20 protein-coding genes and 1 riboswitch are annotated in these 23,053 nt (G+C 72.8%); of the genes, 15 read left to right on the top strand and 5 right to left on the bottom strand.

Features of this window, described 5'->3' with window-relative positions; translation table 11 throughout:
• Window positions 1-405: 405 nt before the first annotated feature.
• Window positions 406-1,620, bottom strand: coding sequence for a PQQ-binding-like beta-propeller repeat protein (locus ABT299_RS42265; protein WP_500254196.1), 1,215 nt, complete (start codon window positions 1,618-1,620; stop codon window positions 406-408).
• 87 nt (window positions 1,621-1,707) lie between these two features.
• Here ABT299_RS42265 and ABT299_RS42260 point away from each other — a divergent pair, with 87 nt between their 5' ends.
• Entirely contained in the window at window positions 1,708-2,337 is a 630-nt protein-coding gene (locus ABT299_RS42260; RefSeq protein WP_433149456.1) for a nucleoside/nucleotide kinase family protein, read from the top strand.
• On the opposite strand, the gene ABT299_RS42255 is transcribed toward ABT299_RS42260, so the two are convergent.
• Entirely contained in the window at window positions 2,334-2,711 is a 378-nt protein-coding gene (locus ABT299_RS42255; RefSeq protein WP_190866580.1) for a DUF6221 family protein, read from the bottom strand. The genes ABT299_RS42260 and ABT299_RS42255 overlap by 4 nt on opposite strands.
• A gap of 63 nt (window positions 2,712-2,774) precedes the next feature.
• On the opposite strand from ABT299_RS42255, the gene lipB reads away from it, so the two are divergent.
• Window positions 2,775-3,485 carry a lipoyl(octanoyl) transferase LipB gene (gene lipB, locus ABT299_RS42250; protein WP_190866578.1) on the top strand — a complete coding sequence of 237 codons (711 nt, stop codon included), beginning with the start codon at window positions 2,775-2,777 and terminating at the stop codon, window positions 3,483-3,485.
• A gap of 76 nt (window positions 3,486-3,561) precedes the next feature.
• Here the strand turns inward: lipB and ABT299_RS42245 are convergent, their stop codons facing one another.
• Entirely contained in the window at window positions 3,562-4,830 is a 1,269-nt protein-coding gene (locus ABT299_RS42245) for a lipase family protein (RefSeq protein WP_500254195.1), read from the bottom strand.
• Window positions 4,831-5,060: 230 nt separating this feature from the next.
• Window positions 5,061-5,858: an SAM-dependent methyltransferase gene (locus ABT299_RS42240; RefSeq protein ID WP_387029822.1), complete on the bottom strand. Its 798-nt coding sequence runs from the start codon at window positions 5,856-5,858 to the stop codon at window positions 5,061-5,063.
• Window positions 5,859-6,067: 209 nt separating this feature from the next.
• On the opposite strand from ABT299_RS42240, the gene ABT299_RS42235 reads away from it, so the two are divergent.
• The 12 genes from ABT299_RS42235 to ABT299_RS42180 all read left to right on the top strand — a co-directional run bounded on the left by ABT299_RS42235 (window position 6,068) and on the right by ABT299_RS42180 (window position 20,977).
• Complete coding sequence (locus ABT299_RS42235; protein WP_500254194.1) at window positions 6,068-7,552, top strand: type I restriction-modification system subunit M; 1,485 nt, start codon at window positions 6,068-6,070, stop codon at window positions 7,550-7,552.
• A 20-nt stretch (window positions 7,553-7,572) separates the two neighbouring features.
• Window positions 7,573-8,685, top strand: coding sequence for a restriction endonuclease subunit S (locus tag ABT299_RS42230; protein ID WP_500254193.1), 1,113 nt, complete (start codon window positions 7,573-7,575; stop codon window positions 8,683-8,685).
• Window positions 8,682-9,476 (top strand): class I SAM-dependent methyltransferase, encoded by a 795-nt coding sequence (locus ABT299_RS42225; protein WP_500254192.1) that lies wholly within the window; start codon window positions 8,682-8,684, stop codon window positions 9,474-9,476. The genes ABT299_RS42230 and ABT299_RS42225 overlap by 4 nt, the downstream gene beginning before the upstream one ends.
• A 170-nt stretch (window positions 9,477-9,646) precedes the next feature.
• Window positions 9,647-11,872 (top strand): transcriptional regulator, encoded by a 2,226-nt coding sequence (locus tag ABT299_RS42220; protein ID WP_500254191.1) that lies wholly within the window; start codon window positions 9,647-9,649, stop codon window positions 11,870-11,872.
• Window positions 11,873-12,059: 187 nt separating this feature from the next.
• Window positions 12,060-12,251, top strand: coding sequence for a hypothetical protein (locus ABT299_RS42215; RefSeq protein WP_500254190.1), 192 nt, complete (start codon window positions 12,060-12,062; stop codon window positions 12,249-12,251).
• Between the two features lie 315 nt (window positions 12,252-12,566).
• Complete coding sequence (locus tag ABT299_RS42210) at window positions 12,567-13,085, top strand: ATP-binding protein (RefSeq protein ID WP_190866570.1); 519 nt, start codon at window positions 12,567-12,569, stop codon at window positions 13,083-13,085.
• The gene (locus tag ABT299_RS42205) at window positions 13,082-13,912 is read left to right on the top strand and encodes an SAM-dependent methyltransferase (protein WP_190866568.1); all 831 of its coding nucleotides are present in this window, start codon (window positions 13,082-13,084) and stop codon (window positions 13,910-13,912) included. Before ABT299_RS42210 ends, ABT299_RS42205 begins: the two co-directional genes overlap by 4 nt.
• 119 nt (window positions 13,913-14,031) lie before the next feature.
• Window positions 14,032-15,078: a hypothetical protein gene (locus tag ABT299_RS42200; RefSeq protein ID WP_190866566.1), complete on the top strand. Its 1,047-nt coding sequence runs from the start codon at window positions 14,032-14,034 to the stop codon at window positions 15,076-15,078.
• A 99-nt stretch (window positions 15,079-15,177) separates the two neighbouring features.
• Complete coding sequence (locus ABT299_RS42195) at window positions 15,178-15,960, top strand: class I SAM-dependent methyltransferase (protein ID WP_500254189.1); 783 nt, start codon at window positions 15,178-15,180, stop codon at window positions 15,958-15,960.
• A gap of 108 nt (window positions 15,961-16,068) precedes the next feature.
• Window positions 16,069-16,680: a class I SAM-dependent DNA methyltransferase gene (locus ABT299_RS42190; protein ID WP_190866561.1), complete on the top strand. Its 612-nt coding sequence runs from the start codon at window positions 16,069-16,071 to the stop codon at window positions 16,678-16,680.
• A gap of 185 nt (window positions 16,681-16,865) precedes the next feature.
• Window positions 16,866-17,999 carry an FKBP-type peptidyl-prolyl cis-trans isomerase gene (locus ABT299_RS42185; protein WP_500254188.1) on the top strand — a complete coding sequence of 378 codons (1,134 nt, stop codon included), beginning with the start codon at window positions 16,866-16,868 and terminating at the stop codon, window positions 17,997-17,999.
• Between the two features lie 746 nt (window positions 18,000-18,745).
• The gene (locus ABT299_RS42180) at window positions 18,746-20,977 is read left to right on the top strand and encodes a transglycosylase domain-containing protein (RefSeq protein WP_500254187.1); all 2,232 of its coding nucleotides are present in this window, start codon (window positions 18,746-18,748) and stop codon (window positions 20,975-20,977) included.
• A 60-nt stretch (window positions 20,978-21,037) separates the two neighbouring features.
• Here ABT299_RS42180 and ABT299_RS42175 read toward each other — a convergent pair whose 3' ends face one another.
• On the bottom strand, window positions 21,038-21,418 hold the full coding sequence (locus ABT299_RS42175; RefSeq protein WP_190866554.1) for a DUF8711 family protein: 381 nt from the start codon (window positions 21,416-21,418) through the stop codon (window positions 21,038-21,040).
• A 50-nt stretch (window positions 21,419-21,468) separates the two neighbouring features.
• Window positions 21,469-21,585, top strand: a riboswitch (SAM riboswitch).
• Window positions 21,586-21,629: 44 nt separating this feature from the next.
• On the opposite strand from ABT299_RS42175, the gene ABT299_RS42170 reads away from it, so the two are divergent.
• Window positions 21,630-22,928: an aminotransferase class V-fold PLP-dependent enzyme gene (locus tag ABT299_RS42170; protein WP_500254186.1), complete on the top strand. Its 1,299-nt coding sequence runs from the start codon at window positions 21,630-21,632 to the stop codon at window positions 22,926-22,928.
• Window positions 22,929-23,053: the final 125 nt, after the last annotated feature.

Below are 23,053 nucleotides of genomic sequence, written 5' to 3'. Positions count from 1 at the left end.
GGACGAAGTCCATCGCGAAGCGACGCCGAAGGCGCCCTTGACTTTGGAGGGGCGGCCCCGTACGCAAGCGCCACCCCACCACCCGAACACCCCTCACGCCGATCTCCCGAACACCCATCTTGCAGATCTTCCGAACACCCTCGCCGCTCTCCCGAAGACCACCCAGACACCCTGATCTCCGATAAACCCACCCCCTGAAGACCACCCACACCCTGAAGACCACCCCACCGCCATTCACTGCCGAACACGCCTACACGACCCCACCCCAATCGATCCCACCCTCACGCCGCTAAATATCAACATCACCTGGCGCGCAAAGCCGCCGCCCACGACAGCACCCAGAATCACAACCACGACCGACCGATCAGCCACAACCACCCAGCCGAGGATCACCCACCCGCCCGGCTAAGCAGGAAAGGCGTAGAGATGGTCGACCGGGCCGTGCTTGTTGCCGGTGTCGTCGGCGGCGGCCTCGTCCTTGGCCAGGACGCAGACGACCCGGGCCGCAGCGGCGGCGTTGGAGAGCGGGACGTCCTCGCCCGCGAAGTCCTTGACGGCGGCGGTCCAGCGGGGCGCGCCACTGGTCGCGTCCACGTTGGAGACGCGGCCGTTCGTCGTGAAGGTGAGGGCGCCGTCGGCCAGGGCGAGGGGACGGTCGCCGCCGGAGGCCCAGTGGGGGACGGGGACGGTCCAGGCCGCGTTGCCTGCGGCGATCGCGGACACACCGCCGGTTCCGGCGGCGTAGACGAAGGGGCCGGACGGCACCACGCGCGTCAGGCCGCCTGCGGTCGTGCCGGACCAGCGGACCTTGCCGTCGCGTGCCGATACGGCCCACAGACCGCTCGGTGAGTGGATGTAGACGGCGCCGCCGTCGGAGGTGATCGAGCATTGCGCCTGGAAGAGTCCGGCGGCACCGGTGGATCCGCCGGTGCCGCCGGACACGTGCCAGCGGGTCCTGCCGGTCTTGACGTCGAGTCCTGCGAGGTACATCCGGCCGTCGACCGCGCAGACGACGCCGTCGGCGATCGCGGGGCCGCCGGGGAAACCGGCGCCGTCTCCGCGGGCGCGCCATCGTTCCTTGCCGGTGGCGGCGTCCAGGCAGTGGAGGTGGTCGGTGCTGGAGACGGCGACGTGGCCGCCGGACGCGGCGGGCGGGGAGAGCCATCCGCCGGGGGAGAAACTCCAGCGAAGCCTGCCGGTGCCGGGGTCGAGCGCCTGGAGGGTGCCTTTGCCGTCGGGCTCGTTGCGGAGGGTGTAGAGGGTGTCCTCCATGACGAGCGGTGCGGTGCGCCCGTACATCGGGGACGCGTTGTAGTGGCCATACGGAGATTGCCACAGCTGGCGGCCCGCAACGTCGAACGCGTAGAGCCTGCCTTCGAAGGATGCGTAGAACGTCATTGCGGATGCGGCCATCGAGTACGGGAACAGGTCGGCGTTCTCCGAGCCCGGAGCGATGTGTCCGTCGTCCGCGGTGGTGAACGTGTGCTTCCACAGTGGTTTCCGGCCGGTCGTCTTGGTGCTGAGGTCCGGGCCCTGGCCGCAGCCGGAAGCGAGCGCGGCGGCGCCCGCCAGGGCGAGGCCCCGCAGGACCGTGCGGCGCGGCACCGTTCCGTCCGTCATCTGTCTCCCCGCCCTCGAACGACGGGCGAATGGTCGCGGATGCCGGTACACGTTCGGTACAAGGCGCCGTGTTGCAGGATGGATGGCATGCGTGCGCGACCGATCACGCCCGAACGGGCGGTCGAGGAGGTGTGCGGCCGGATCGCGGGAGCGCCGCGCGAGGTGTGGCGGCGGGTGGCGGTGGACGGGCCGCCGGCGGCGGAGCCGTGGGTGCTCGCGGACGCCCTGGTGGGACCGTTGCGCGCGGCGGGACGTGACGTGGTGCGGGTGTCGGCGCGCGATTTCCTGCGGCCGGCGTCGCTGCGGTTCGAGTTCGGCCGCGAGGACCCGGACGTCTACTACGACCAGTGGCTCGACGTGGGCGGGCTCGTGCGGGAGGTGCTGGGGCCTCTGGAGCCGGGCGGGTCGGGGAAGGTGCTGCCGAGCCTGTGGGACAGCGAGCTCGACCGTGCCACACGCGCGCGGTACACGGCTGTGCAGCCCGGCGGTGTCGTGCTGCTGGACGGTGCGCTGCTGCTGGGCCGGGGCCTTCCGCTCGACATGGTCGTCCATCTGACGCTGTCGCCGGGCGCGCTGGCGCGCCGCACCCCGGACGAGGACGCTTGGACGCTGCCCGCGTTCGCCCGTTACGAGCGCGAGGTGGAGCCGCTGCGGGCCGCCGACGTCGTCCTGAAGATGGACGACCCGCGCCACCCCGCGCTCGTGGAGTCCGTCTAGGCGCGCCATTCCTCGTTGTAGTCGGGGTGGTGGGCGTAGGCGAGCGCGATGAGGCGGAGGGTCTGTTCGCGAACGGCCTGGGCGGCCCGCTGTTCGGGGGTGGCCCGGCCCTGGGCGATGATCCAGGCGTGTTTCTCGTGGTCGTCGACGAGCTGCCGCCGGGCGGCGACCTCCTGGAGGGCGCGGGACGGGTCGTGGCGGGCGATGTGCTCGGCGTAGGCCTCGGTCTCCGCCGACGCGACGACGGCGGGCTCGCCGTCGGCGTCGAGGTGGACGGCGCCGGAGGGGCCGGCCGTCCAGGACGCGCCGGAGCAGGCGCGGGCGACCTGTTCGTCCTTGGCGAGGCGGGCGCGCAGAAACTCCACCAGATCCATGCGCCCATCCTGCCTCGCGGGGCCGACATCGGCGCCCGGATACACTCACGGCGGGGAGGATCCATGTCATTGACGACATCCCACGGCGAGCCGGGCACGGTACGGACCGGGCTGCGCGCGCGCCGTGAGGGAGGGCCGCTGCGGGTGGTCGAGAGCGAGCTCGTCGACTACGCCGAGGCGATCGAGACCATGGAGCGGATGGTGCGGGACCGGCAGGCCGGGACCGCCGACGACACGCTCTGGATCCTGTCGCATCCGCGCACGTACACGGTGGGGCGGCGGACGCCGCCGGAGGAGCGGCCCGACCCGGCGCTCGGCATCCCGGTGGTGGAGGTGCGGCGCGGCGGGAAGCTCACCTACCACTCGCCGGAGCAGATCGTCGGGTACCCCATCCTGAAGCTCGCCGATCCGCGGGACGTGGTGGGCCTGCTGCGCGACATCGAGGTCCTGCTGGTCGGGGTGCTCGGCGAGCTGGGCATCGAGGCGGAGCGGCGCGACACCCCGCCGGGCAGCCCGCTGCTCACAGGGGTGTGGACGGCGGAGGGCCGCAAGATCGTCTCGCTGGGGATGCACATCTCGCGGGGCGTGAGCGCGCACGGGTTCTCGATGGACGTCGACGCCGACCCGGCGCCGTGGACGTGGGCGGTGCCGTGCGGGATGCCGGACGTGGAGATGACGTCGGTGTGCCGGGAGCGGGAGCGGCGCGGGCTGGCGCCGGTCACGCAGGCGGAGGTGCGGCGGCTGATCGCGGACGCCTGGCGGCGCGAAGCCTGACCACGGCTTGAGCCCGTGCTGAGCTGCGGGCCGAGGACCCGAAGGGCGGGCCGTCGCCGGCCCGCCCCAGAGCGGGCTACGTGGCGGAGCAGTTGCCCTGGACGGGCTTTCCGGCGAAGCGGTCGGCGAGGAAGCCCATCATGTCCCCCTCGCTCTCGAGCAGGCCGGTCGCGTGCTCGGCGATCGGGTAGCTCTTGTAGGTGACGTTGGCGCCCCTGGCGCACCAGTCGTGGTCGAGGGTCTCGGCCTGCTTCGCCGGGATGATCTCGTCCAGCAGCGCCTGCCCCTGGAAGACGGGGACGCTCGGCGCGGTGGAGCCGAGCTTGTTCTCGTCCAGCCGGGCCCGCCACTGCGGGGTGTCCAGCGGGTTGCTCGTGGTGTAGTCGCCGATCTTCTTGAAGGCGGTCTGGAGCACCGTGAGCGGGCCGTCGACGCTGACCAGGCACATGTCCTTGGCCTTCGCGAGCAGCGCGCGCCCGTTGTCGTTGAGGTAGCCGTCGAGCTTCAACTCGGGGTAGGCGGCGTCGTAACCGACGGCGGCCATGAACATCAGCGCGACGAACGGGCCGCCGTCGAGGCTCGCGGCGACGGCGCGCAGGTCGGCGGGGACGCCGCCGGCGGCGACGCCCTTCAGGTCGAGGTCCGGCGCGTAGGACGCCGCGAGCTCGGCGGCCCATCCGGCGGACGTCCCGCCCTGCGAGTAGCCCTTGATCGCGACGGGGGCGCCGGCGACCCCGGCGTCCGGGAGGCGTTCGGCGGCGCGGGCCATGTTGAGCACGGCCATGCCCTGGGAGCGGCCGACCTCGTAGGTGTGCTGGCCGGGGGTGCCGAGGCCCTCCATGTCGGTGACGGCGACGGCCCAGCCCTGGTTGAGGGCGTCGATGACGAACAGTTCCTCGTAGTCCAGGCCCTGGGTGAGGGTGTAGGACGGGGCGCAGGAGTCGCCGAGCCCGCGCGTCCCGACGGCGTAGGAGACGAGCGGGCGCTTGCCGGTGCCCTTCCACGGCTTGTCCGGGACGAGGACGGTGCCGGACACGGCGGTCGGGGCGCCTGCGGCGGTCTGCGACCGGTACAGCACCTGCCAGGACTTCACTCCGCCGTAGGGCGAGTGCCCGATCGGGTCGACGGTGAACAGCGACGGGCGGGAGCGGATGACGTCGCCCGGCTGCCCGGCGGGCAGCGGCGACGGCGGCCGGTAGAACGGGTCCTGGCCGGGAGGCTGGGCGGGAGGCGCGGTGTCCTGCGGCGCGGCGGCGGCGGTCCCCTGCAGGGCGGCCGCCGTCATGGCGGCGCCGAGGCAGGACGCCAGCACGGCGCGCAGGGCCCGGCGGGCGCTGCTGTGCATGACGGTGAACCCTTCGTGTCGTCCCCCGTGCCGTCCGGGTGACGGCGAGCCGACCCTAGGGTAATTGGACAGTTATTCCAATGCGCGCCGGGACGCATCCTCGGGCGCGCTCTTGTCAACCGCCCCACAAGACCAGCGCGGCCGACCGCGCCCCGGAGCCGGGACCAGCGCCGGAGCCGGCCCGCCCCGCGGCGCGGCCCGCGCGGTTCCCCCGTCCGCGCGGCGGCGCGTCAGGACGTCTTGGCGCCGACCCCGCAGAGGAAGTAGCCGCCGGCGGCGCCGATCGTGCCGGTGCCGGGGTCGGGGCGCCATTCGTCCAGCCGGACCAGTCCGGGCTCCAGCAGCGTCCAGCCGTCGAAGAAGCGCAGCTGCTCCTCGCGGCTGCGGTGCGTCATGCCCGTGTTGGCGTTGCCGTAGACCTGGGTCGAGTTCTCCGTGACCGCGTCGTCGCCGGTGATGTGCGAGATCACGACGTGGCTGCCGGGCGGCAGCGCGTCGCGCAGCGCCGCGACGGACCCGTACGGGTCCTCCTCGTCGCTCAGGCAGTGCAGGACGGCCAGCAGCATCAGCCCGACCGGCTCGCCGAAGTCGATCGTCTCCCGCAGCACCGGGTCGGCGAGGATGCCCTCGACGTTCCGCAGGTCGTGCTCCAGGACGATCGTCCGGTCGTCGGTGGCGGTGAGGGCGCGCCCGTGCGCGACCACGACCGGGTCGACGTCGAGGTAGGCGACCCGCGCGTCCGGCACGAGCTCCCGGACGACCTCGTGGACGTTGCCCTGCGTCGGCAGCCCCGTCCCGACGTCGAGGAACTGCCGGACGCCCGACGCGGCGAGGTGCCGGGCGGCGCGCCGCAGGAAGGCCCGGTTGTGCCGGGCGAGGACGGGGGTGAACGGCGCGCGGGCGAGGATCTGCTCGGCCGCCTCCCGGTCGGCCGCGTAGTTGTCCTTGCCGCCGAGGTAATAGTCGTACATGCGCGCCACGTTCGGCACATGCATGTCCATTTCGCGGGGCGCCCAGCCGTCGTCCACCTCGTGCCTCTCCTCCGGCTCCGGAGCGGCCTTCAGCCTAGCCCGCCACCGTGAGCCGAATTCACGTTTTCTCGGACGACCTCGCACGACGCGGCCGGCCGTCCGGAAACGGCCGCCGGCGGGCACGCGGACCGAGACGGCGGCGCCCGGCGGAGGCGCCCGGCGGCCGGTGCTCGCGGGGCGGGCGCCGACTCCCTAGAGTCGCCGGTGTGACGGAGACCGGGATCGCGGAACTGCAGGACGTCCTGTGGAAGGCCGCCGCGAAACTGCGCGGGTCCATGGACTCCTCCCAGTACCGGGACTTCGTGCTCGGGCTCGTCTTCCTCAAGTACGCCTCGTCGGCGTTCGCGTCCGTGCCGGAATCGGCCCGGTGGCCCGCCGTCGTCTCCGGTCCCGGGCCGATCGGCGCGCGGATCGACGCGGCGATGGCGGCGGTGATGCGGGCCGAGCCGTCGCTGGACGGCGCGCTCCCGCTGATCTTCGGCGCGGAGAACGTCGACCAGCGGCGCCTCGCGGACCTGGCGGCGGTCATCGGCGACGCCCGCTTCACCGGCCGGGACGGACGCGATGACAGCCCCGGCCAAGGCGGCGGGGACGGCGGGGCGGGTGCGCGGGATCTGCTGGGCGAGGTCTACGAGTACTTCCTGGAGACGTTCGCCCGCGCGGAGGGCCGCCGGGGCGGCGAGTTCTACACGCCGAAGAGCGTCGTGAAACTGCTGGTCGAGATGCTCGAACCGTACAAGGGGCGGGTGTACGACCCGTGCTGCGGTTCGGGCGGGATGTTCGTGCAGGCGGAGAAGTTCGTGCTGAGCCGGCGGGGCCGCAGCGGGGACATCGCGGTGCACGGGCAGGAGGCCAACGCCCGGACGTGGCGGCTGGCCCGGATGAACCTCGCCATTCACGGGATCGAAGGGGACCTGTCCGCCCGGCACGCCGACACCTTCTTCGAGGACGCGCATCCCGGCCTTCTCGCCGACCACGTGCTGGCCAATCCGCCGTTCAACATGTCGGACTGGTATCGCGATCCCGCAGACCCGCGGTGGCGGTTCGGCGTGCCGCCCGCGGGCAACGCCAATTTCGCGTGGATGCAGCACATCATCGCCAAACTCGGCCCGCGGGGCGGCGCCGGAGTGGTGATGGCGAACGGCTCGATGTCGTCGCGGCAGTCGGCCGAGAGCGGGATACGCGCCGCGATGGTCGAGGCCGACCTGGTCTCGTGCGTCGTCGCCCTGCCGCCGCAGTTGTTCCGCACGACGCCGATCCCGGCGTGCCTCTGGTTCTTCTCCAAGGACAAGGGCCCCGACGGCGGCCGCGACGACCGGAGAGGGCAGGTGCTCTTCGTCGACGCCCGTTCCATGGGGACGCTGCTCGACCGCACCGAACGCGTCCTGACCGGCGACGACATCGCCAGGATCGCCGGGACGTACCATTCCTGGCGCGGCGGTCCGAGCGCACGCGGACCGTACGCGGACGAGCCCGGTTTCTGCCGTTCGGCGACGCTGGACGAGATCCGCGACCACGGCCACGTCCTCACTCCCGGGCGTTATTCCGGTGCGGCGGAAACGGCGGACGACGGGACCGAGCCGGTGCGGGACCGGGTCGAGCGGCTGGCCAAGGAACTGCTCGCCCGGCTGGACGAGTCCGCGCGGCTCGACGAGGTCGTCCGCGCGCGGCTGGAACGGCTGGACGGCTAGGAAGCTGAGGACGCTGAGAAATGGCCAGGCTCGGCGAGGTCGTCGCCTTCACGAACGGCAGGGCACGGCCGCCCGCCGGCCACCCGCTCTCCGGCCCCTCGTCCGCCGGCACCACGTCCGCCGGCCCCTCGTCCGCTAGCGCCGCCTTTCCGATGTACGGGGCCAACGGCGTCATCGGCACCGCGGACGGGTTCAACGCTGAACGGGACAGCACCATCGTCGGGCGCGTGGGCTCGTATTGCGGCATCGTCCATTACGCCCACGAGCGGTGCTGGGTCACCGACAACGCCATCATCGCGACGGCGCGGGAGGGCGTGAATCCGCGTTACGTCTATTACCTCCTCAAGGGCCTGGGCCTGAACCACCACCGCATCGGCTCCGGGCAGCCGCTCCTCACCCACGCCATTCTGAACGGGCTCGCGGTCAGGGACGTGCCGCGCGAGGGGCAGGACGCCGTCGCGGAGATCCTCGGGGCGCTCGACGACAAGATCGCCGCCAACGAGGGGATCGCCGCCGCCGCGGACGACCTGGTCAGGGCCCGGTACACCGAGCTCGCCGCGTCCGCGCCCGGCTCGGTCCGGTTGGACGAGCTCGGCCGCCCGGTCACGGTGAACGTCCCTGCGGCGGACATCCGGCCCGGCGAGAACTACATCGGGCTGGAGCACATCGCGAAACGGCACATGTGGCTCTCCGGATGGGCGGACGCGTCCGCCGTCCTGAGCGTGAAGAAGCGGTTCCGGGCGGGCGACGTGCTCTTCGCGAAACTGCGGCCCTATTTCCACAAGGTCGGCCTGGCGTTCGTGGACGGCGTCGCATCGACCGACGTGCACGTCGTCCGCCCGATGGACGGCCGCCACCGCGGCTGGCTGCTGGCGGCGCTGTCCAGCGACGAGGTGGTGGCGCACGCCTCGGCGCTCAGCGACGGCACCCGGATGCCGCGGGTGAAATGGGCCGACCTCGCCCGCCGCGAGGTGCCGTGGCCCGGCGAGCCCCGCGCCCGCGAGTTCGGCGCGTTCGCGGACGCGATCGCCGAGCGGGTCGAGGCCGCCGCGGCCGAGAGCGCCGCGCTCGCCGCGCTGCGAGACGCGCTGCTCCCCGAACTGCTGACCGGAAGGATCGAGGCCGCCCCATGACCGACGACCGCGGATACCTGCTGGACAACCGGCGCACCGAGGCCGGGACCCGGTTCGAGGCGATCTCCGAGCTGTGCGACCCGTGGACGTTCCGGCACCTCGACGAGCTGGGTGCCGGGCCCGGGATGCGGTGCTGGGAGGTCGGCGCGGGCGGACCGTCCGTTCCCGCCTGGCTCGGCGCGCGCGCAGGCGAGCAGGGGCGGGTCCTGGCGACCGACATCGACGTGTCCTGGACGCGTCCGGCGGCGGGCGGCCCGGTGGAGGTGCGCCGCCACGACCTCGTCGAGGACGCGCCGCCCGCCGAGACGTTCGACCTGGTGCACGCCCGGCTCGTCCTGGTCCACCTGGCCGACCGCGAGCGGGCGCTGCGGACGCTGGTCGACGCGCTGCGTCCGGGCGGCGCGCTGCTCATCGAGGACGCGGACCCGGCGCTGCAGCCGCTCGCCTGCCCCGACGAGCGCGGCCCCGAGGAGCGCCTCGCGAACAAGGTCCGCAACGGCTTCCGCGCGCTGCTCGCCGGGCGCGGCGCCGATCTCGCCTACGGCCGCACGCTGCCCCGGCTGCTGCGCGAGGCGGGGCTCGCCGACGTCCGCGCCGACGCCTTCTTCCCCGTCACGTCCCCGGCCTGCGGCGTCCTGGAGGCGGCGACGATCAGGCAGCTCCGCGACCAGCTCATCGCCGCGGGCCACGCCACCGGGGAGGAGATCGACCGGCTCCTCGACGCCGTGGACGCCGGGCGGCTCGACATCACCATCGCGCCGCTGATCTCCGCCTGGGGCCGCAAACCCTGACCCCGCGTCCGGACACCGCGTCGCCGCGTCGGGATTCCCCGGAAAAGAGAAATCCTTTTGCGCGGAAATGGCGGAGTTCTCTAGCCTGGAGGCCGACAGCGTGTAGCTCAGCAGCAGAGCATCGGGCTTCAGACCCGAAGGGCGCGGGGGCGGAACCCGCCACGCTGGCTATGAACAAGGACGTACAGGCGAATCCCGGCTACGCCGCGGGACAGCTGTCGAAGGCCTTCGCGACCGCGCTGAACCACGAGAGCGAGGAGACGCGCGAGCGGGCGGAAAAGCGGCTGGAGCGCTGGCGCCGCGTCCTCTCCGGAATGGCGGACGGGTCCCTCTCCATCGGCTCCCGGACGCCCGTCAAGGGACTTCCCGCATGGGTGACGCCCGAGGTCGTCAGGGGCGGATTCGCCACCGGGACGGCCGCCGCGGGCGGCCCCCTCCTGCCCTGCGAGCAGGACGCGGCGCGCCGCGCCGGCATCGCGGGCGACCGGCGCTCGCTGTTCCTGCACCACCTGACCGACGAGGGCCTCGACGAGCTGTACGCGCTCCTGGACAGCGGCGAGTACGACGTCGTCCTTCCGGAAGAGGGCGCGCTCCTCACCGTCGCCTGGCTGCTGCGTGCGGGCGACCGCGCGGGCGCGCTGGACGTCCTCGACGCCATCGGCCCGTTCGCCGGCCGGCTCCGTTTCTCGCCGCGTCCCGGAATCCCGCTCGGCGACGCCTCGCTCGTGCACCGGCAGACCGTCGGCCAGGTCCGCGAGCGCATCGAGGCGAAGCCGAAGAACAAGGCCGTCGCCGCGATGAACGAAGCGCTCGTCGTGTGGAACCCGTTCGCGGACGAACTGCTGGAGCATTGGCTCGAGACCGTCGAGGACGGCCGCGTCTTCGCGGTGATGCCGCACGGCTGGGGCGAGCGCGGCGCCGAACTTCTGGCGCGGTACCGGCGGCTGGCACGGAACCACACCCTCTGCGGAAAGCACCGCAACCCCAAGGAGAACCTCGCCATTCTCCGGTCGTCCCTGGAGAGCCTTTTCGCGGGCAAAGGCGTGTCGCGGCTGCTGCAGCATGCCGTCGACTCGATGGTCGCCAAGCGCGGCGTCCCCGGTTCCCCGGAGCACGCGGCGCTCCGCGAGCGGCAGGCGGCCGACGGCGCGCGTCCGGCGCACCACACGGTCGCGCAGATCGTGCTTGCGCGCCTCGCGGACGCCCGCCAGGACTCCGGGGTGCCGTCCATCGACCCGTTCGTGGCGCCCATCACGGACGACGAGTCGCGCCGTACCGGCGTCGCGGCGGGCGCGGAACTGCCGGAGTGGCTGCGCGACATCGTCAAGAGCGCGCTCCGCGCACCGGTGCCGACGCTCATCGAGCGCGGGATCGTCCCGTCGGCGGAGGTGCTGGCGGAGCTCACTCCGCAGCTCGTGGGCGCCACCACCGCGTCCTCCTATCCGGACCCGGCGCTTCGCCGCCTGATGGCGGCGCAGTACACGGCGTTCCGCAACAGGCGCAGCCTGCTCCTGCTGAACCTGGAAAGCCAGGTGCGTTTGGAGGAGCTGCCTTGGGTGCGCGCCGTGCAGCGCTACCGCCGCGCGGACGGGACCGGTGAGCGCGAGGCGCGCGCCGTCCTCGTCCAGCTCGGTGAACTGGCGCTCCAGGGCTTCCCCGGGACCGTCCTGCCCAACCCGCTGCTCAGCGAGCTGGGTGCCCTCGCCAAGCGCGCGGGCCTGCGGGTGCCGTTCGTCGAGGAACTGGCGGCCGACATCTTCATGGGCACGTTCTCCACCAAGTACTTCCGGGCCGCGCAGATAGCGGCGGAGGTGCTCGAAGGCACCCTGTACGAGCGCTACTACGGGATCGACTATGCGGCCGTACGCGCGATGCAGGGCGGACGGCACACGTCCGACGCCTTCGACGCGCTGTGCCGGTCCCGCGCGGGCGACCTCACGGGACGCTCGTGGGTCGCCGACAACGGCAAGGTCATCGAGCAGGCGCAGATCCTCACCACCCACAACCTCGCCGTGCTCGTCCATCCCATCGGGGTGAGCCCGTCGCCCGGCTGGGACGACCTGGCGCGCCGCGCGTTCGGCGTCGCCTGCCGCCTCGTCCGGCAGGTGCACGGCAACCCGCGTCCCCTGGGCACGGTCAAGGACGCCGCGTACGCGTGGCGGCAGGCGGTCTTCTTCCTCGCCCTGTGCGGGCTCAAGGAGCAGGTCTCCGCCATCGCGTGGATGCAGGACGAGCTGGACCGGCAGCCGCCGCACACCGCCGCCCGCCTCGACCCGGCCCTGGCGGGGCTCCGGCACGTCCTCGCGGGCGGCCGCCTCGACGACGGGACGGCCCCCGCCGCGCGCCGCTTCACCGGCTGGGCGACGGGCCGCCACTGGCTGCTCGAAACCGGCTGACCTGCGCTTTCACCGGTTCCTCTGGTTTGTCGGTGCCCGGTGCAAGGCTTTCACCGCCTGCCCGGTCCGGGCGGGGGAACTTTGCGCGGACCATGATCGTCCGCGCCGAGGGTGGACGCCGCCGTGGGAGTCGGCGGCGGCACCGGCGTCGTCCGCCGCTCCCGCCGCGTCCGGCCCGGTCGCGGACGTGCTCGCCGCGCACCCGGCGACCTGCGACGCCGTGGCCGCACTGCTCGGCCACCCGGTGGAGTGGGACGAGCCGGGCGCGACCGGCGTCGGTGGGGGCCATGGTGAGGTGCGCGGCCTCCTGGACCGCCATCCGCAGGCCGCCGAGGCGGTCGCCGGGCTGCTCGCGCCGGTGGGCGCCGCGTCCTGCTGAGCCGACCGGCGGCGGGACGGGCACGGCGGCCCGTCTCGCCGCCGCGGGTCCTGACCCGGTCTCCGCACCGGCCGTGACGTGGCGGATCTTGGACGGACGGTGACGGCCCGCAGCGTGCCGCAGGGCCCTTGCACGCGCGCAAGCGACGGTGACTGACTCCTGCTCCGTGCGTAAGAGTGTCTGTCGTGTGAGCCGCGTCATGGCGCTCGAAGGCCGTGGCCGCTCGCGCGTTCCACGTCCACAGCCGACTCCACACCAGGCCGAGAGCACATGTTCGCTTACAGCCCGACACGGAGACGTGAGACCGCCGCTGCCATGAACGCAACCGACGCGGGGACGCCCGCGCTTCTTCCGGCCCTCTCCCCCGCCCCCTCGCTGGAACTCGGCAGCACCGCCGCCCGCAACGGCACGGCCGCCGGCCGGCTGCTCGGCGAGATCGACCTCGCCGCGACTCCCGCCGCCGTCCGGATCGCCCGCGGCTACGTCCGGGAGCTGGTCGGGCAGTACTTCGGCGTGAGCCGGGCCGAGCTCGCCGACCTCGAACTGCTGACCAGCGAGGCCATGACGGAGTCGGTCCTGCGCCCGCGGTCGCGCCGGGACGGCACCCTGACCGTGACCGTGGTGCACCTGGACCGGTTCGTCCGGGTGGAGATCACCGAGGGCGGCGTCCCGCCGGGGCCGCCCCGGCCGCCGGACGACCAGCTTCCCGGCGGCGGCCGGGGCCGGGTGCTGATGCAGGCGCTCGCCGCCGACCAGGGAGCCCACCGCAACCGCAACGGGACGACCACGACCTGGTTCGGGGTGCCCGTAGGGGAGCGGTGGAGGCGCCCGTGATCCCGGGACCGGTGCCGAGCCTGAGCCGGTGGGAGGAGGAGTCCTCCACCGGCGGGCCGGTCGGCGCCGCGTCCGCCTTCCTGCGCGCCCCCAGCGTCGCCCGGATGTACGACTACTTCCTCGGCGGCAAGGACAACTACGCCGTCGACCGGGAGATGGCGGAACGGGCCCTGGACCGGGCACCGGTCGTCGCGCGGCTCGCCCAGGTGAACAGGGGCTTCCTGGAGCACGCCGCCGCGCGGCTCGCCGAGTCCGGGCTGCGGCAGTTCGTGGACGTGGGCTGCGGCCTGCCGGCGCGGCGCAACGTCGGCGACATCGTCCGCCGCGTCGACCCGTCCTGCCGGATCGCCTACATCGACAACGACCCGCTCGTCCTCGTGCACGCGCGGGCGCTGCTGGCGGGCGAGCGCGGCACCGGCGCGTTCGGCGGGGACGTCCGGGTCCCGGCGGCGCTGCTCGGCCATCCGGGGCTGCGGCGGCTGATCGACTTTGGCCGGCCGGTCGCGCTGCTACTCCTCGGCGTGCTGGACTTCGTGACGGACGCCGAGGACCCGCGCGGGATCGTCCGGACGCTGCTCGGCGGCCTGCCCGCCGGCAGCCACATGGTCATCACGCACACCGAGCGGACGCCGCAGCTGGAGTCGCTGGCGGAGACGGCCCGCCGCGCCGGGCTGGCGTTCACGCCGCGGGACCGCGCTGAGATCGCGGAGATCTGCGCGCCGCTGGAGCCGGCCGGCCCGTACCCGGCGGCGCTGCCGCTCGCGGACACCGCCGACCTGGACGGTCCGCTGCCGCTCGCCGGCTTCGTCGGGCGCAAGCCGGGCTGACCTCCGCGATGCTCTCCACCCTCGATCACAAGGCGGCCGCATATCCCCGCGAACCGGTCCCGCCGCCGCGCGTTTCGCTACGATCGGAGCGTCGGCGACCGGCGGCTCTGGGGCGAGTGATGACAGCGGACGGCGAGCCGAGGTCCCTCTCGGAGATCACCCGGGACATGGGCCTGAACATGTCGGACGTGGCCGCGTTCTCGGGGCTCGACGAGAGCACGGTCTTCCGGCTCTGGGACAACGCGGAATGGCTCGACCGGGTCAGCGGGCGGTCCCTGCAGAGCCTGATGGCGTCCATTCCGGGAATCGCGGAGTACTCCCGGGCGCACGCGATCCGCAAACGGCTGGACGGGCTCGTCTCCGACCTCGGCGCGGAGGGCCTGGCCGTCGATCTGGACGCGCTCGACGGGTCCCCCGTCCCGCAGCAGCTGCTGCTGAACGCGCTGGAGGCGGGGCTGCGGATCGTCCGGGGCGAGGCGAACCAGCGGACGTCGTCGTTCATCGCGCGGTTCTGGGGCCGGGAGCCTGACACGGCGCTGGAGGCGCTCTATTCCACCGAGCGCGGGCACGGCTTGTTGATCGACCCCGCCAAGCTCTTCGAGTCGTCGGTCGAGCTCGCGCCCAGGCTGAACCGCAAGACCTACTCCTTCCATTCGATCCTCGCTCTGAACATCCTCACCCACCAGGTCAGCAAGGTGACCGGTGAGATGGAGGCCGACCTCGGGTTCGAGGTGCCGGGCCGGCAGACCGCGTTCATGATGCGCGGCGTGGTGATGGGCTCGCTGATCAGTTCGAACGACCTCGACCTGGCCGAGCGGTACCGCAGGGAACTGGACGCGACGCCGGTGTACGCGGCGCTGGAGGAATGGTCGTTCCCGACCTACATGAGGGACGGCCGGATCAGCTCCGACTTCACCCTGCCCAGTTCCCTTTCGCTGCGGAACACGGCGAACGAGGTGCTGCGGGAGATCGCCGACTACAACGACGCCTACGTGTACTACCTGGCGTCGACGTACATTCCGCTGGCACTGAGACGCGACCCGGCCTTCGGCGGGCGGCTCGCCGAGCTGACGCGGGCACTGGAACTGCGCGGCGCCGACTGCGAGGACCGGAGGATCAGAGAGACGTGCAACACCCTGGTGCGGCGGCTGAAAGAGCTGCCATAGCGGGTGCTGCGTTCTCGGGGGTGCCGCGCGGCGCATGAGCCGCGCATTGCAGGTCGTTGAGGTGAAAGGCCCGCGAGCGGGCCGGGGAATGGGGAGCCGGTGGAAGAGACGGCGGAAGCCATCGCAAATCTCACCAGGGAGCGGTGGGAGGCCAACGCGGACTACTGGGTGAAGGTGATCAGGGAGGGCCGCGACCGGTACCGCACCGAGCTCACCGACGCCGCCATGCTCGACGCGATCGGGCCGTGCAAGGGGCTGCGGGTGCTGGACGCCGGCTGCGGGGAGGGCTACATCGCGCGGACGCTGGCCGCCGAGGGCGCCGACGTCGTCGGCGTGGACGCCTGCCAGGGGTTGATCGACGCGGCCCGGGACGTGGCCGGCACGGCGGTGCCGGCGACCGGGATCGGGGGCTCGCTGTCGTTCACCCGGGCCAGCGTCGACGCGCTGCCCGTGGAGGACGGCGGGTTCGACCTGGTCGTCTGCAACCATCTGTTCAGCCATCTGCAGGACCCGTCGCGCGCGATCGCGGAGTTCGGCCGGGTGCTGAAGAGCGGCGGGCGGCTGGTGTCGCTGACCCTGCACCCGTGCTTCTACGTGGAGAACTCCGAGCACGGCGCGAGGCAGAGCGTGCCGGCCGCGCAGTACTTCGCGTCCCGCGGGGTCGACCAGCGGTTCCTGGTGGACGGGCTGGAGTCGCCGTCGATGATCACATCGTGGCTCCGTCCGCTGGAGTTCTACTCTGGAACGCTCCGAGACAACGGGTTCGTGATCGCCGACCTCCGCGAGCCGCATCCGACCCCGGAGCAGCTGCGCGACGACCCGTGGTGGCGCGAGGGCTTCCCGACGGCCCTGTTCATGCTCTTGATCGCCGAACGCCGCTGACCTCCCCCTGTTGCGCTGCGGCGGGTCGTCGTCATGGGGCGCTCGTGGCGACAACACGCCGCAGCTCAACGTGAGGTGGGGGGCGGGGGCGGCGCATAGGGTCGGGACATGGAATCCGGTGAGGGCGGGGTGCCGGCGGCGCTCGCGGGGCATCCCGACAGGCTCCGGTGGAACGCCAAGTACGAGAGCGCTCCCGAGCCGTCGTTCGCGCCGCACCCGCTGGCTGTGCGGGCGCTGGCCGAGGCGCCGCCGGACGGGCCCGTCCTGGACCTGGCGTGCGGGACGGCCGGGTCGGCGCTGCTGGCCGCCGAGGAGGGTCGGCGCGTCACGGCGGTGGACGTCTCCGAGGTGGCGCTCGACCGGCTCGGCGCGGAGGCGCGCCGCCGCGGCCTGGACGGGCTGATCACGCTCGTCCAGGACGATCTCGGGGCGTTCCGGCCCGCGCCGGCGACGTACGCGCTCGTCCTGTGCACGGGCTTCTGGGACCGCGCCGTGTTCCTGCGGGCCGCCGGGGCCGTCGTCCCGGGCGGGCTGCTGGCCTGGGAGGCGTTCACGGCGGAGGCCCGGCGCGTCCGCGACGCGCTGCCGGCCGAGTGGTGCCTCGGCGACTGCGAGCCCGCGTCCCTGCTGGACGGGGGCTTCGCGGTCCTGGAGCAGGACGACCTGCCGGACGGCCAGAAGCGGCGTTTGCTCGCCCGCGGTCCCGCGGCAGTATCCTGACGAGTCCCTGTGTCCTGCGGAGACCGTCCTCATGGGCGGCCCCCTGGCAGGAACGCTCTTCCACGGCGAGTGACCGGTAGATTGCAGGTCGGCCTCCTTTGCGCGGTTTTCACGCTGTTCTTAGGCCGGTGCTGGAAGGGTGGTCACTTTCGTGATGTCGTCGACCCCGGAGCGAGTGAGGAACCATGGCCGAGGATGACAAGCCGGCGGTCAAGGCGAAGATCCCTAACGCCAAGAACATCCGCAGCCCGGAGTTCACCCCGCACGGGATCAGCGCCGGGCGCGGCAGCGGGCTGAACCGGCCGTCCGCGCTGACCGCGGCCCAGGCCCGCAAGCGGCGGATCGCGACGATCGCCGGCATCGTGGTGGCCGTGCTCGCCATCGCGGGCGGCGTCACCTACTACGTGACGCGGCCCGGGCCGAAGATCGAGGTGTCCGGCAAGTTCGGGGCCGAGTCGAAGGTGAAGATCCCGACGAAGCTCGCACCGAACAAGTCGCTGAAGACCCGGACGCTGATCAAGGGCAGCGGCCCGGCGATCGCCGACGGCGACACGATGTTCGTGCAGTACTCCTTCTACCAGTGGGCGAAGCAGACCGACTCCGACGACTCCAAGAAGAAGAGCACGAGCAAGAAGATCGGCTCTTCCTACGAGCAGCAGACGCAGGGGTCGGGCGGGCCGCAGGCGCTCACCGTCGGCAAGAGCGGCGTCAAGGGCCTCGACAAGGGCCTGCTCGGCAAGACGGGCGGCAGCCGGGTCCTGGTGGAGGTCCCGCCGTCGATGGGCTTCGGCGACCAGGGCTCGCAGCTCGGCCTCGGCAAGAACGACTCGGTCGTCTTCGTCGTGGACGTCGCGGCCGTCGTGAAGAAGAACGCCGGCCCGCAGGGCGCCCCGCAGAAGCTGGACGACAAGAACCTGCCGAAGGTCGAGGACCAGGGCGCCGGCAAGGCCCCGAAGGTGACGGTCCCGAAGGTGGACGCGCCGTCCAAGCTGCAGGTCAAGACGCTCGTCCAGGGCACCGGCCCGGCGCTGGCCAAGGGCGACGACGCGGTCGTCAACTACCAGGGGCAGATCTGGAAGGACGGCAAGGTCTTCGACTCCAGCTGGAAGAACGGCCAGCCGGCGATGTTCCCGATCGGCACCGGCGGCACCGTTCCCGGCTTCGACAAGGGCCTGACCGGCGCGAAGGTCGGCAGCCGGGTGCTGCTGGTCCTGCCGCCGGCCGAGGGCTACGGCAAGAACGGCAACGCGCAGGCCGGGATCAAGGGCACCGACACGCTGGTGTTCGTGGTGGACATCCTCGCCAAGGTGCAGAAGTGAGCGCCCGCGCCGCGTGACGGCGCGCAGGCGGAGACGAGCGGCGGGCGCCCCCGGTGGGGGTCCCCGCCGCTCGCGTTGGCGGGGCGAGGGTTCCCGGGGGGCGTGCGAGATCCGTCACGACAACCCCGAGGGCGCTTTGACCGTCCTCTTATCGGGAAGCCAAGGATGTGCATTGGGCGGCCCATCGCATGGATCCCCTCAGGTATCGTCGGTAACGCAATAATCACGGGGGGCTTGTGAGCAGCACGGAAAAAGGTCAGGAAGAGGGCGCACCGGGCACTGCGGACGATCTCCGCGAGGACGGTGCGAAGGCCGCTCCGGCGGGCGGATCAGACGATTCCGCGCCGCGCCCGGAGTCGGCGGGCGCGCCCGCCGATGTCGACGGCCAGGCCCGTGACCAGGAACGGGACGGGGCGGCCGGGCGCGCGGCGCAGGCCCCCGCGGCCCGGACGGCGACGCTCACCGTGGACTCCGGAGAAACCACCCCAGACCTGAAAAACTCCCCGAACACCGACATATCTCAGAATCGCGACAAGGACCCCGCAGAGGGTCCTGTGGAGAGCGCCGGGGAGGGCCCCGCGGAGAGCGCGGCGCCCGCCGCGACCGCGCAATCCCCCGCCGCCGGGCCGGGCGCTCCGGCCACCGAAAAGGGCACGTCCCCCGATAACGACCGCCCCGGGCGGGACGATCCGGACGGCTCCGGAAGCGCTGGTGTGAGCGGCTCCCCGGCCGGAGATACCAAGACCATGTCGGCTGCGTCGTCGAGGCAAGGAGGCCCGCCGGGGCGCGGCCCCGGCGGCGGTTCGGGCGGCGGCGGCAAGGGACCGAAGAAGCCGCGCAGCCGCCGCGTCCGCTACCTGCGGCGCATCCTGTTCACGCTGCTCGGCATCCTCGGGTTCCTCGTCGCGGCGTTCGCGATCGCCTACATCTTCACGCCGGTCCCCTCGCCGCAGCAGCAGGCGCTCGCGCAGGGGCCCGCCTTCTACTACTCCGACGGCAAGACCCTGATCGCCAAGACCGGCATGAACCGGGACGCGGTGAAGTTCGACCAGATCCCGAAGAGCACCCGCGACGCGGTCATCGCGGCCGAGAACCGCAGCTTCTACCAGGACCCGGGCGTGTCGATCCAGGGCACCGCGCGGGCGTTCTGGTCCACCGCGACCGGCGAGCAGCTGCAGGGCGGCTCCACCATCACCCAGCAGATGGTCCGCAACTACTACGGCGGCATCGGCAAGGAGCGCTCGGTCACCCGCAAGCTCAAGGAGATCATGGTCTCCCTGAAGGTGGGCCGGGAGAAGTCCAAGGACTGGATCCTCGAGCAGTACCTCAACACCATCTACTTCGGCCGCGACGCCTACGGCGTGCAGGCCGCCGCGCACGCCTACTACAACAAGGACGTCAAGGACCTCACGCCCGCCGAGTCGGCGTACCTGGCGGCCGCGATCCAGCAGCCGAGCAACTTCGCCGACCCGACCGGCCAGCACCGCGTCTACGCCGAGCAGCGCTGGCACGCCGTGGTGAACAACATGGTCCGGGACGGGGCGCTGTCCCCCGCCGACGCCGCGTCGATGACGTTCCCGGCACCCGGCAAGGAGAAGATCACCGACGTCCTCAAGGGCCAGAAGGGCTACATGGTCAACCTGGCCAAGAAGGAGCTGGAGGAGCGGCGCGGCTACACCGAGGACGAGATCAACCGCAGCGGCCTGAAGATCACCACGACGTTCGACAAGCGGCTGATGGACGCGGCGAAGCAGGCCGTGGAGAACAACGTCCCGGCCGGGACGAGCAAGAAGATCCGGACCGGGCTGGTGTCGGTCGACCCGAACACCGGGCAGGTGCTGGCCTTCTACGGCGGCCGCGACTACCTGACGGAGGCGGCGAGCAGCGCGTTCTACGACACCGCGCAGGCCGGGTCGGGCTTCAAGCCGATCGCGCTGGCCGCCGCGCTGGAGGACGGCAAGAGCCTGTCCGACACCTATGACGGCAGCTCCCCGCAGTACTTCGGCGGCCACTCCATCAAGAACGACAGCGGCGAGAGCTTCGGGAACATCAACCTCGTCACCGCGACCGAGCACTCGGTCAACACCGCCTACGTCAACCTCGGCCAGGACATCGGCAACGACAAGATCGCCGCGATGGCCGAGAAGCTCGGCATCTCGGCGTCGCAGATGACGCCGGACCAGCGCGCCGCGGCGTCGTTCCCGCTCGGCATCGTGTCGCTGCACCCGGTGCAGCAGGCCGGGGTGTACGCGACGTTCGCCGACGAGGGCGTGTACCGGCAGCCGTACGTGGTGAAGTCGGTGACCGACAACGAGGGCCAGGCCCGCAAGTTCTCCGAGAAGGGCGAGCGGGCGTTCGGCACGCAGGTCGCGCGGGACGCCACGTACGCGATGCAGCAGGTCGTCCAGGGCGGCACCGGCACCGGCGCGCAGCTGCCCGACGGCCGCGACGTCGCCGGCAAGACCGGCACCACCGACGAGGGCCGGGCGATCTGGTTCAACGGGTTCGTCCCGCAGATGGCGACGAGCGTGGCGATGTTCCGCGAGGACAACAAGGCGCTGAACATCCCCGGGTACGGCTCCTACGGCGGGCAGCTGCCCACCCAGATCTGGCGCTCGTACATGACCGACGCGGTCGACATCAAGGGCTACGACCCGAAGACGTTCGGGTCGCCGTCGGAGACGCCGGGCAGCGGCTGGGGCGTCCCGTCACCGGGCGGCGGCGCGCCGAGCACCGAGGGGCCGCGCACCGACGGCCCGACGCACCGTCCCTCCGGCGGGACGGGCGGGCCGCGCCAGCCGAAGCCGCCGACGGACCTGCCGACCATCATCCCGACGCTGCCCGGCGGCGGTGACGGCGGGAACGGCGGTGGAGGCACCGACGGCGGAGGCAACGGCGGCGGCGGCACCGACGGCGGTGGAGGGAACGACGGCGGCGGCGGTACCGGCGACGGCACCGGCGGCCAGATGTTCAACTGAGCGCGAGGGGCCCGGCGGTCGCACCGCCGGGCCCCTGCGCGTCCGCCCCACCCCGTGCCGCTAGGCGCACGCCTTTCCGATACGGGCCGGTGTGTCGTTCATCACGGCGCTGAGCTGCGAGGCGTCCCCGGTGCCGACGGTCGTGGCCGCCGCGCGCAGCCGCTGCGACTCGGCCCGCAGCGCCTTCTTCAGCGCCCCGTCGTCGGCCTCCTTCGCCAGCGCGTCGAGGCGGGTCGCGAGCCGCTGCGTCGCCTGGCCCCACTGCGCGGGCTCCGCCGCCGGCACGCTCCTGACCTGGGTGATGTACTGCTGGAACGCCTTCTTGGTGTCGCTGCAGACCTGGCCGGAGTTGCCCCCCAGCGCCCCGCACGCGCCCAGCAGGCCGGACACGCCGAGCATCACCACGCCCCCGGCAAGCGCCCGAACCACCCGGTACCGCATCGCACCCTCCCCCTTGATCTGCCACAGGCTCCGCATATACTTCCGCACTAGGTCATGAGCGCCAGCGCCAAGCCCCGGCTCGCTGGCCGGCAACCCTTCGTCCGCGATGGGGTGCCCCGGGTGAGGACCTGGCCGGACGCGGCACCGCGTTCCGGCAAGCGCGGATCCCGCAGGCACGGCCCCGGGGTCCCTGACCCCGGAAGGAACCGGCATGCCCGCCACGCTCGCCTCCGCACCGTCCCTCGCCCCGCTCACGCCTGCTGAGACGCCGGGCACCGCACGGGAAGTTCGCGCCTTCCCGCGCGTCGTCGGCGCGGACGCGCCCGTCCCGCTGAACGACGGCCGCCACGTCCCCTACGCCAACCTCGACTACGCCGCCAGCGCGCCTTGTCTGGAGGCGGTGCACGAGGCCGTCACCCGTGCGCTGCCCTACTACAGCAGCGTGCACCGCGGCGCCGGCTACGCCTCGCAGGTCACGACGGAGGCGTACGAGAGCGCGCGCGAGACCGTCCGCGAGTTCCTCGGCGCGTGGCGCCGCGCCGCCATCGTGTTCACCCGCAACACCACCGACGCGATGAACCTGCTCGCGCACGCCGTCCCGTCCGGGACGAGCGTCGTCGTGTTCGACTCCGAGCACCACGCGTCGCTGCTCCCGTGGAAGCGGCCCGTGCGGCTCCCCGTCCCCGCCACGCCCGCCGAGGCGATCGGCGCCGCCGACCGCGCGCTCGCCGCGACCCCGGTCGGCGCGCGGCTGCTCGTCGTCACCGCCGCGTCCAACGTCACCGGCGAGCTGTGGCCGGTCCGCGAGCTGGCGCAGGTCGCCCGCCGGCACGGCGCCCGCATCGCGGTGGACGCCGCGCAGCTCGTCCCGCACCGCCCGCTCGACATGACCGCGCTCGGCCTGGACTACGTCGCGTTCTCCGGCCACAAGCTGTACGCGCCGTTCGGCGCGGGCGTGCTCGCCGGGCGCGCCGACTGGCTGCGCGCCGCCGACCCGTACCTCAAGGGCGGCGGCGCCAGCGCGTCCGTCGCCGGCGCGGTCCGGTGGGCGCCGGCGGCGGAGCAGCGGCACGAGGCCGGCACCCCCAACGTCCTCGGCGTCATCGCGCTCGCCGCCGCCTGCGAGGCCCTCACCGCCGCCGGCTGGGACGCGCTCGCCGCCCGCGAGGAGCGGCTCCTCGCCCGGCTGCGCGCCGGGCTCGCCGCGCTCCCCCACGTCCGCGAGCTCACCCTGTGGGGCGACCGGTCGCCGCGCGTGGGAATCGTGTCTTTCACCGTGACCGGCTGGAACGCGCGCGACGTGGCGCTTACGCTGTCCGGTGAGCACGGCATCGGCGTGCGGGACGGCAAGTTCTGCGCGCACCCGCTCGTCCGGCACCTGCTGGGCGGGGACGACTCCGCCGGCTGCGGCGGCGAGGGGGCGGCCGTCCGCGCGAGCATCGGGATCGGGACCACCGAGGAGCACATCGACCGGCTGTGCACCGCGCTGGCGCGACTGGCACCGCGCTGACCTGCGGACTCGCCGGCGAGCACAGACGTTTATGGCCTTTGGTCCTGTTCGCCCCTGTAGCGTAGGCAGTCGCGCTACTTCCCGCCGGATCTCCCACCGGGACCCGGCGGGTCGGGGATGAGCAC

Origin of the sequence: Spirillospora sp. NPDC000708 (assembly GCF_040299565.1) — a bacterium.
Classification (GTDB): Bacteria; Actinomycetota; Actinomycetes; order Streptosporangiales; family Streptosporangiaceae; genus Spirillospora.
Note: the sequence above shows the minus strand (reverse complement) of the source record. Positions and strands in the feature narration are given on the sequence as shown.

Excerpts from the sequence above, each read along its gene's own strand:
- ABT299_RS42265 (WP_500254196.1), bottom strand. The coding sequence starts at position 1,620 with ATGACGGACGGAACGGTGCCGCGCCGCACGGTCCTGCGGGGCCTCGCC.
- ABT299_RS42260 (WP_433149456.1), top strand. The coding sequence starts at position 1,708 with ATGCGTGCGCGACCGATCACGCCCGAACGGGCGGTCGAGGAGGTGTGC.
- ABT299_RS42255 (WP_190866580.1), bottom strand. The coding sequence starts at position 2,711 with ATGGATCTGGTGGAGTTTCTGCGCGCCCGCCTCGCCAAGGACGAACAG.
- lipB (WP_190866578.1), top strand. The coding sequence starts at position 2,775 with ATGTCATTGACGACATCCCACGGCGAGCCGGGCACGGTACGGACCGGG.
- ABT299_RS42245 (WP_500254195.1), bottom strand. The coding sequence starts at position 4,830 with ATGCACAGCAGCGCCCGCCGGGCCCTGCGCGCCGTGCTGGCGTCCTGC.
- ABT299_RS42230 (WP_500254193.1), top strand. The coding sequence starts at position 7,573 with ATGGCCAGGCTCGGCGAGGTCGTCGCCTTCACGAACGGCAGGGCACGG.
- ABT299_RS42225 (WP_500254192.1), top strand. The coding sequence starts at position 8,682 with ATGACCGACGACCGCGGATACCTGCTGGACAACCGGCGCACCGAGGCC.
- ABT299_RS42220 (WP_500254191.1), top strand. The coding sequence starts at position 9,647 with ATGAACAAGGACGTACAGGCGAATCCCGGCTACGCCGCGGGACAGCTG.
- ABT299_RS42210 (WP_190866570.1), top strand. The coding sequence starts at position 12,567 with ATGAACGCAACCGACGCGGGGACGCCCGCGCTTCTTCCGGCCCTCTCC.
- ABT299_RS42200 (WP_190866566.1), top strand. The coding sequence starts at position 14,032 with ATGACAGCGGACGGCGAGCCGAGGTCCCTCTCGGAGATCACCCGGGAC.
- ABT299_RS42190 (WP_190866561.1), top strand. The coding sequence starts at position 16,069 with ATGGAATCCGGTGAGGGCGGGGTGCCGGCGGCGCTCGCGGGGCATCCC.
- ABT299_RS42185 (WP_500254188.1), top strand. The coding sequence starts at position 16,866 with ATGGCCGAGGATGACAAGCCGGCGGTCAAGGCGAAGATCCCTAACGCC.
- ABT299_RS42180 (WP_500254187.1), top strand. The coding sequence starts at position 18,746 with ATGTCGGCTGCGTCGTCGAGGCAAGGAGGCCCGCCGGGGCGCGGCCCC.
- ABT299_RS42175 (WP_190866554.1), bottom strand. The coding sequence starts at position 21,418 with ATGCGGTACCGGGTGGTTCGGGCGCTTGCCGGGGGCGTGGTGATGCTC.
- ABT299_RS42170 (WP_500254186.1), top strand. The coding sequence starts at position 21,630 with ATGCCCGCCACGCTCGCCTCCGCACCGTCCCTCGCCCCGCTCACGCCT.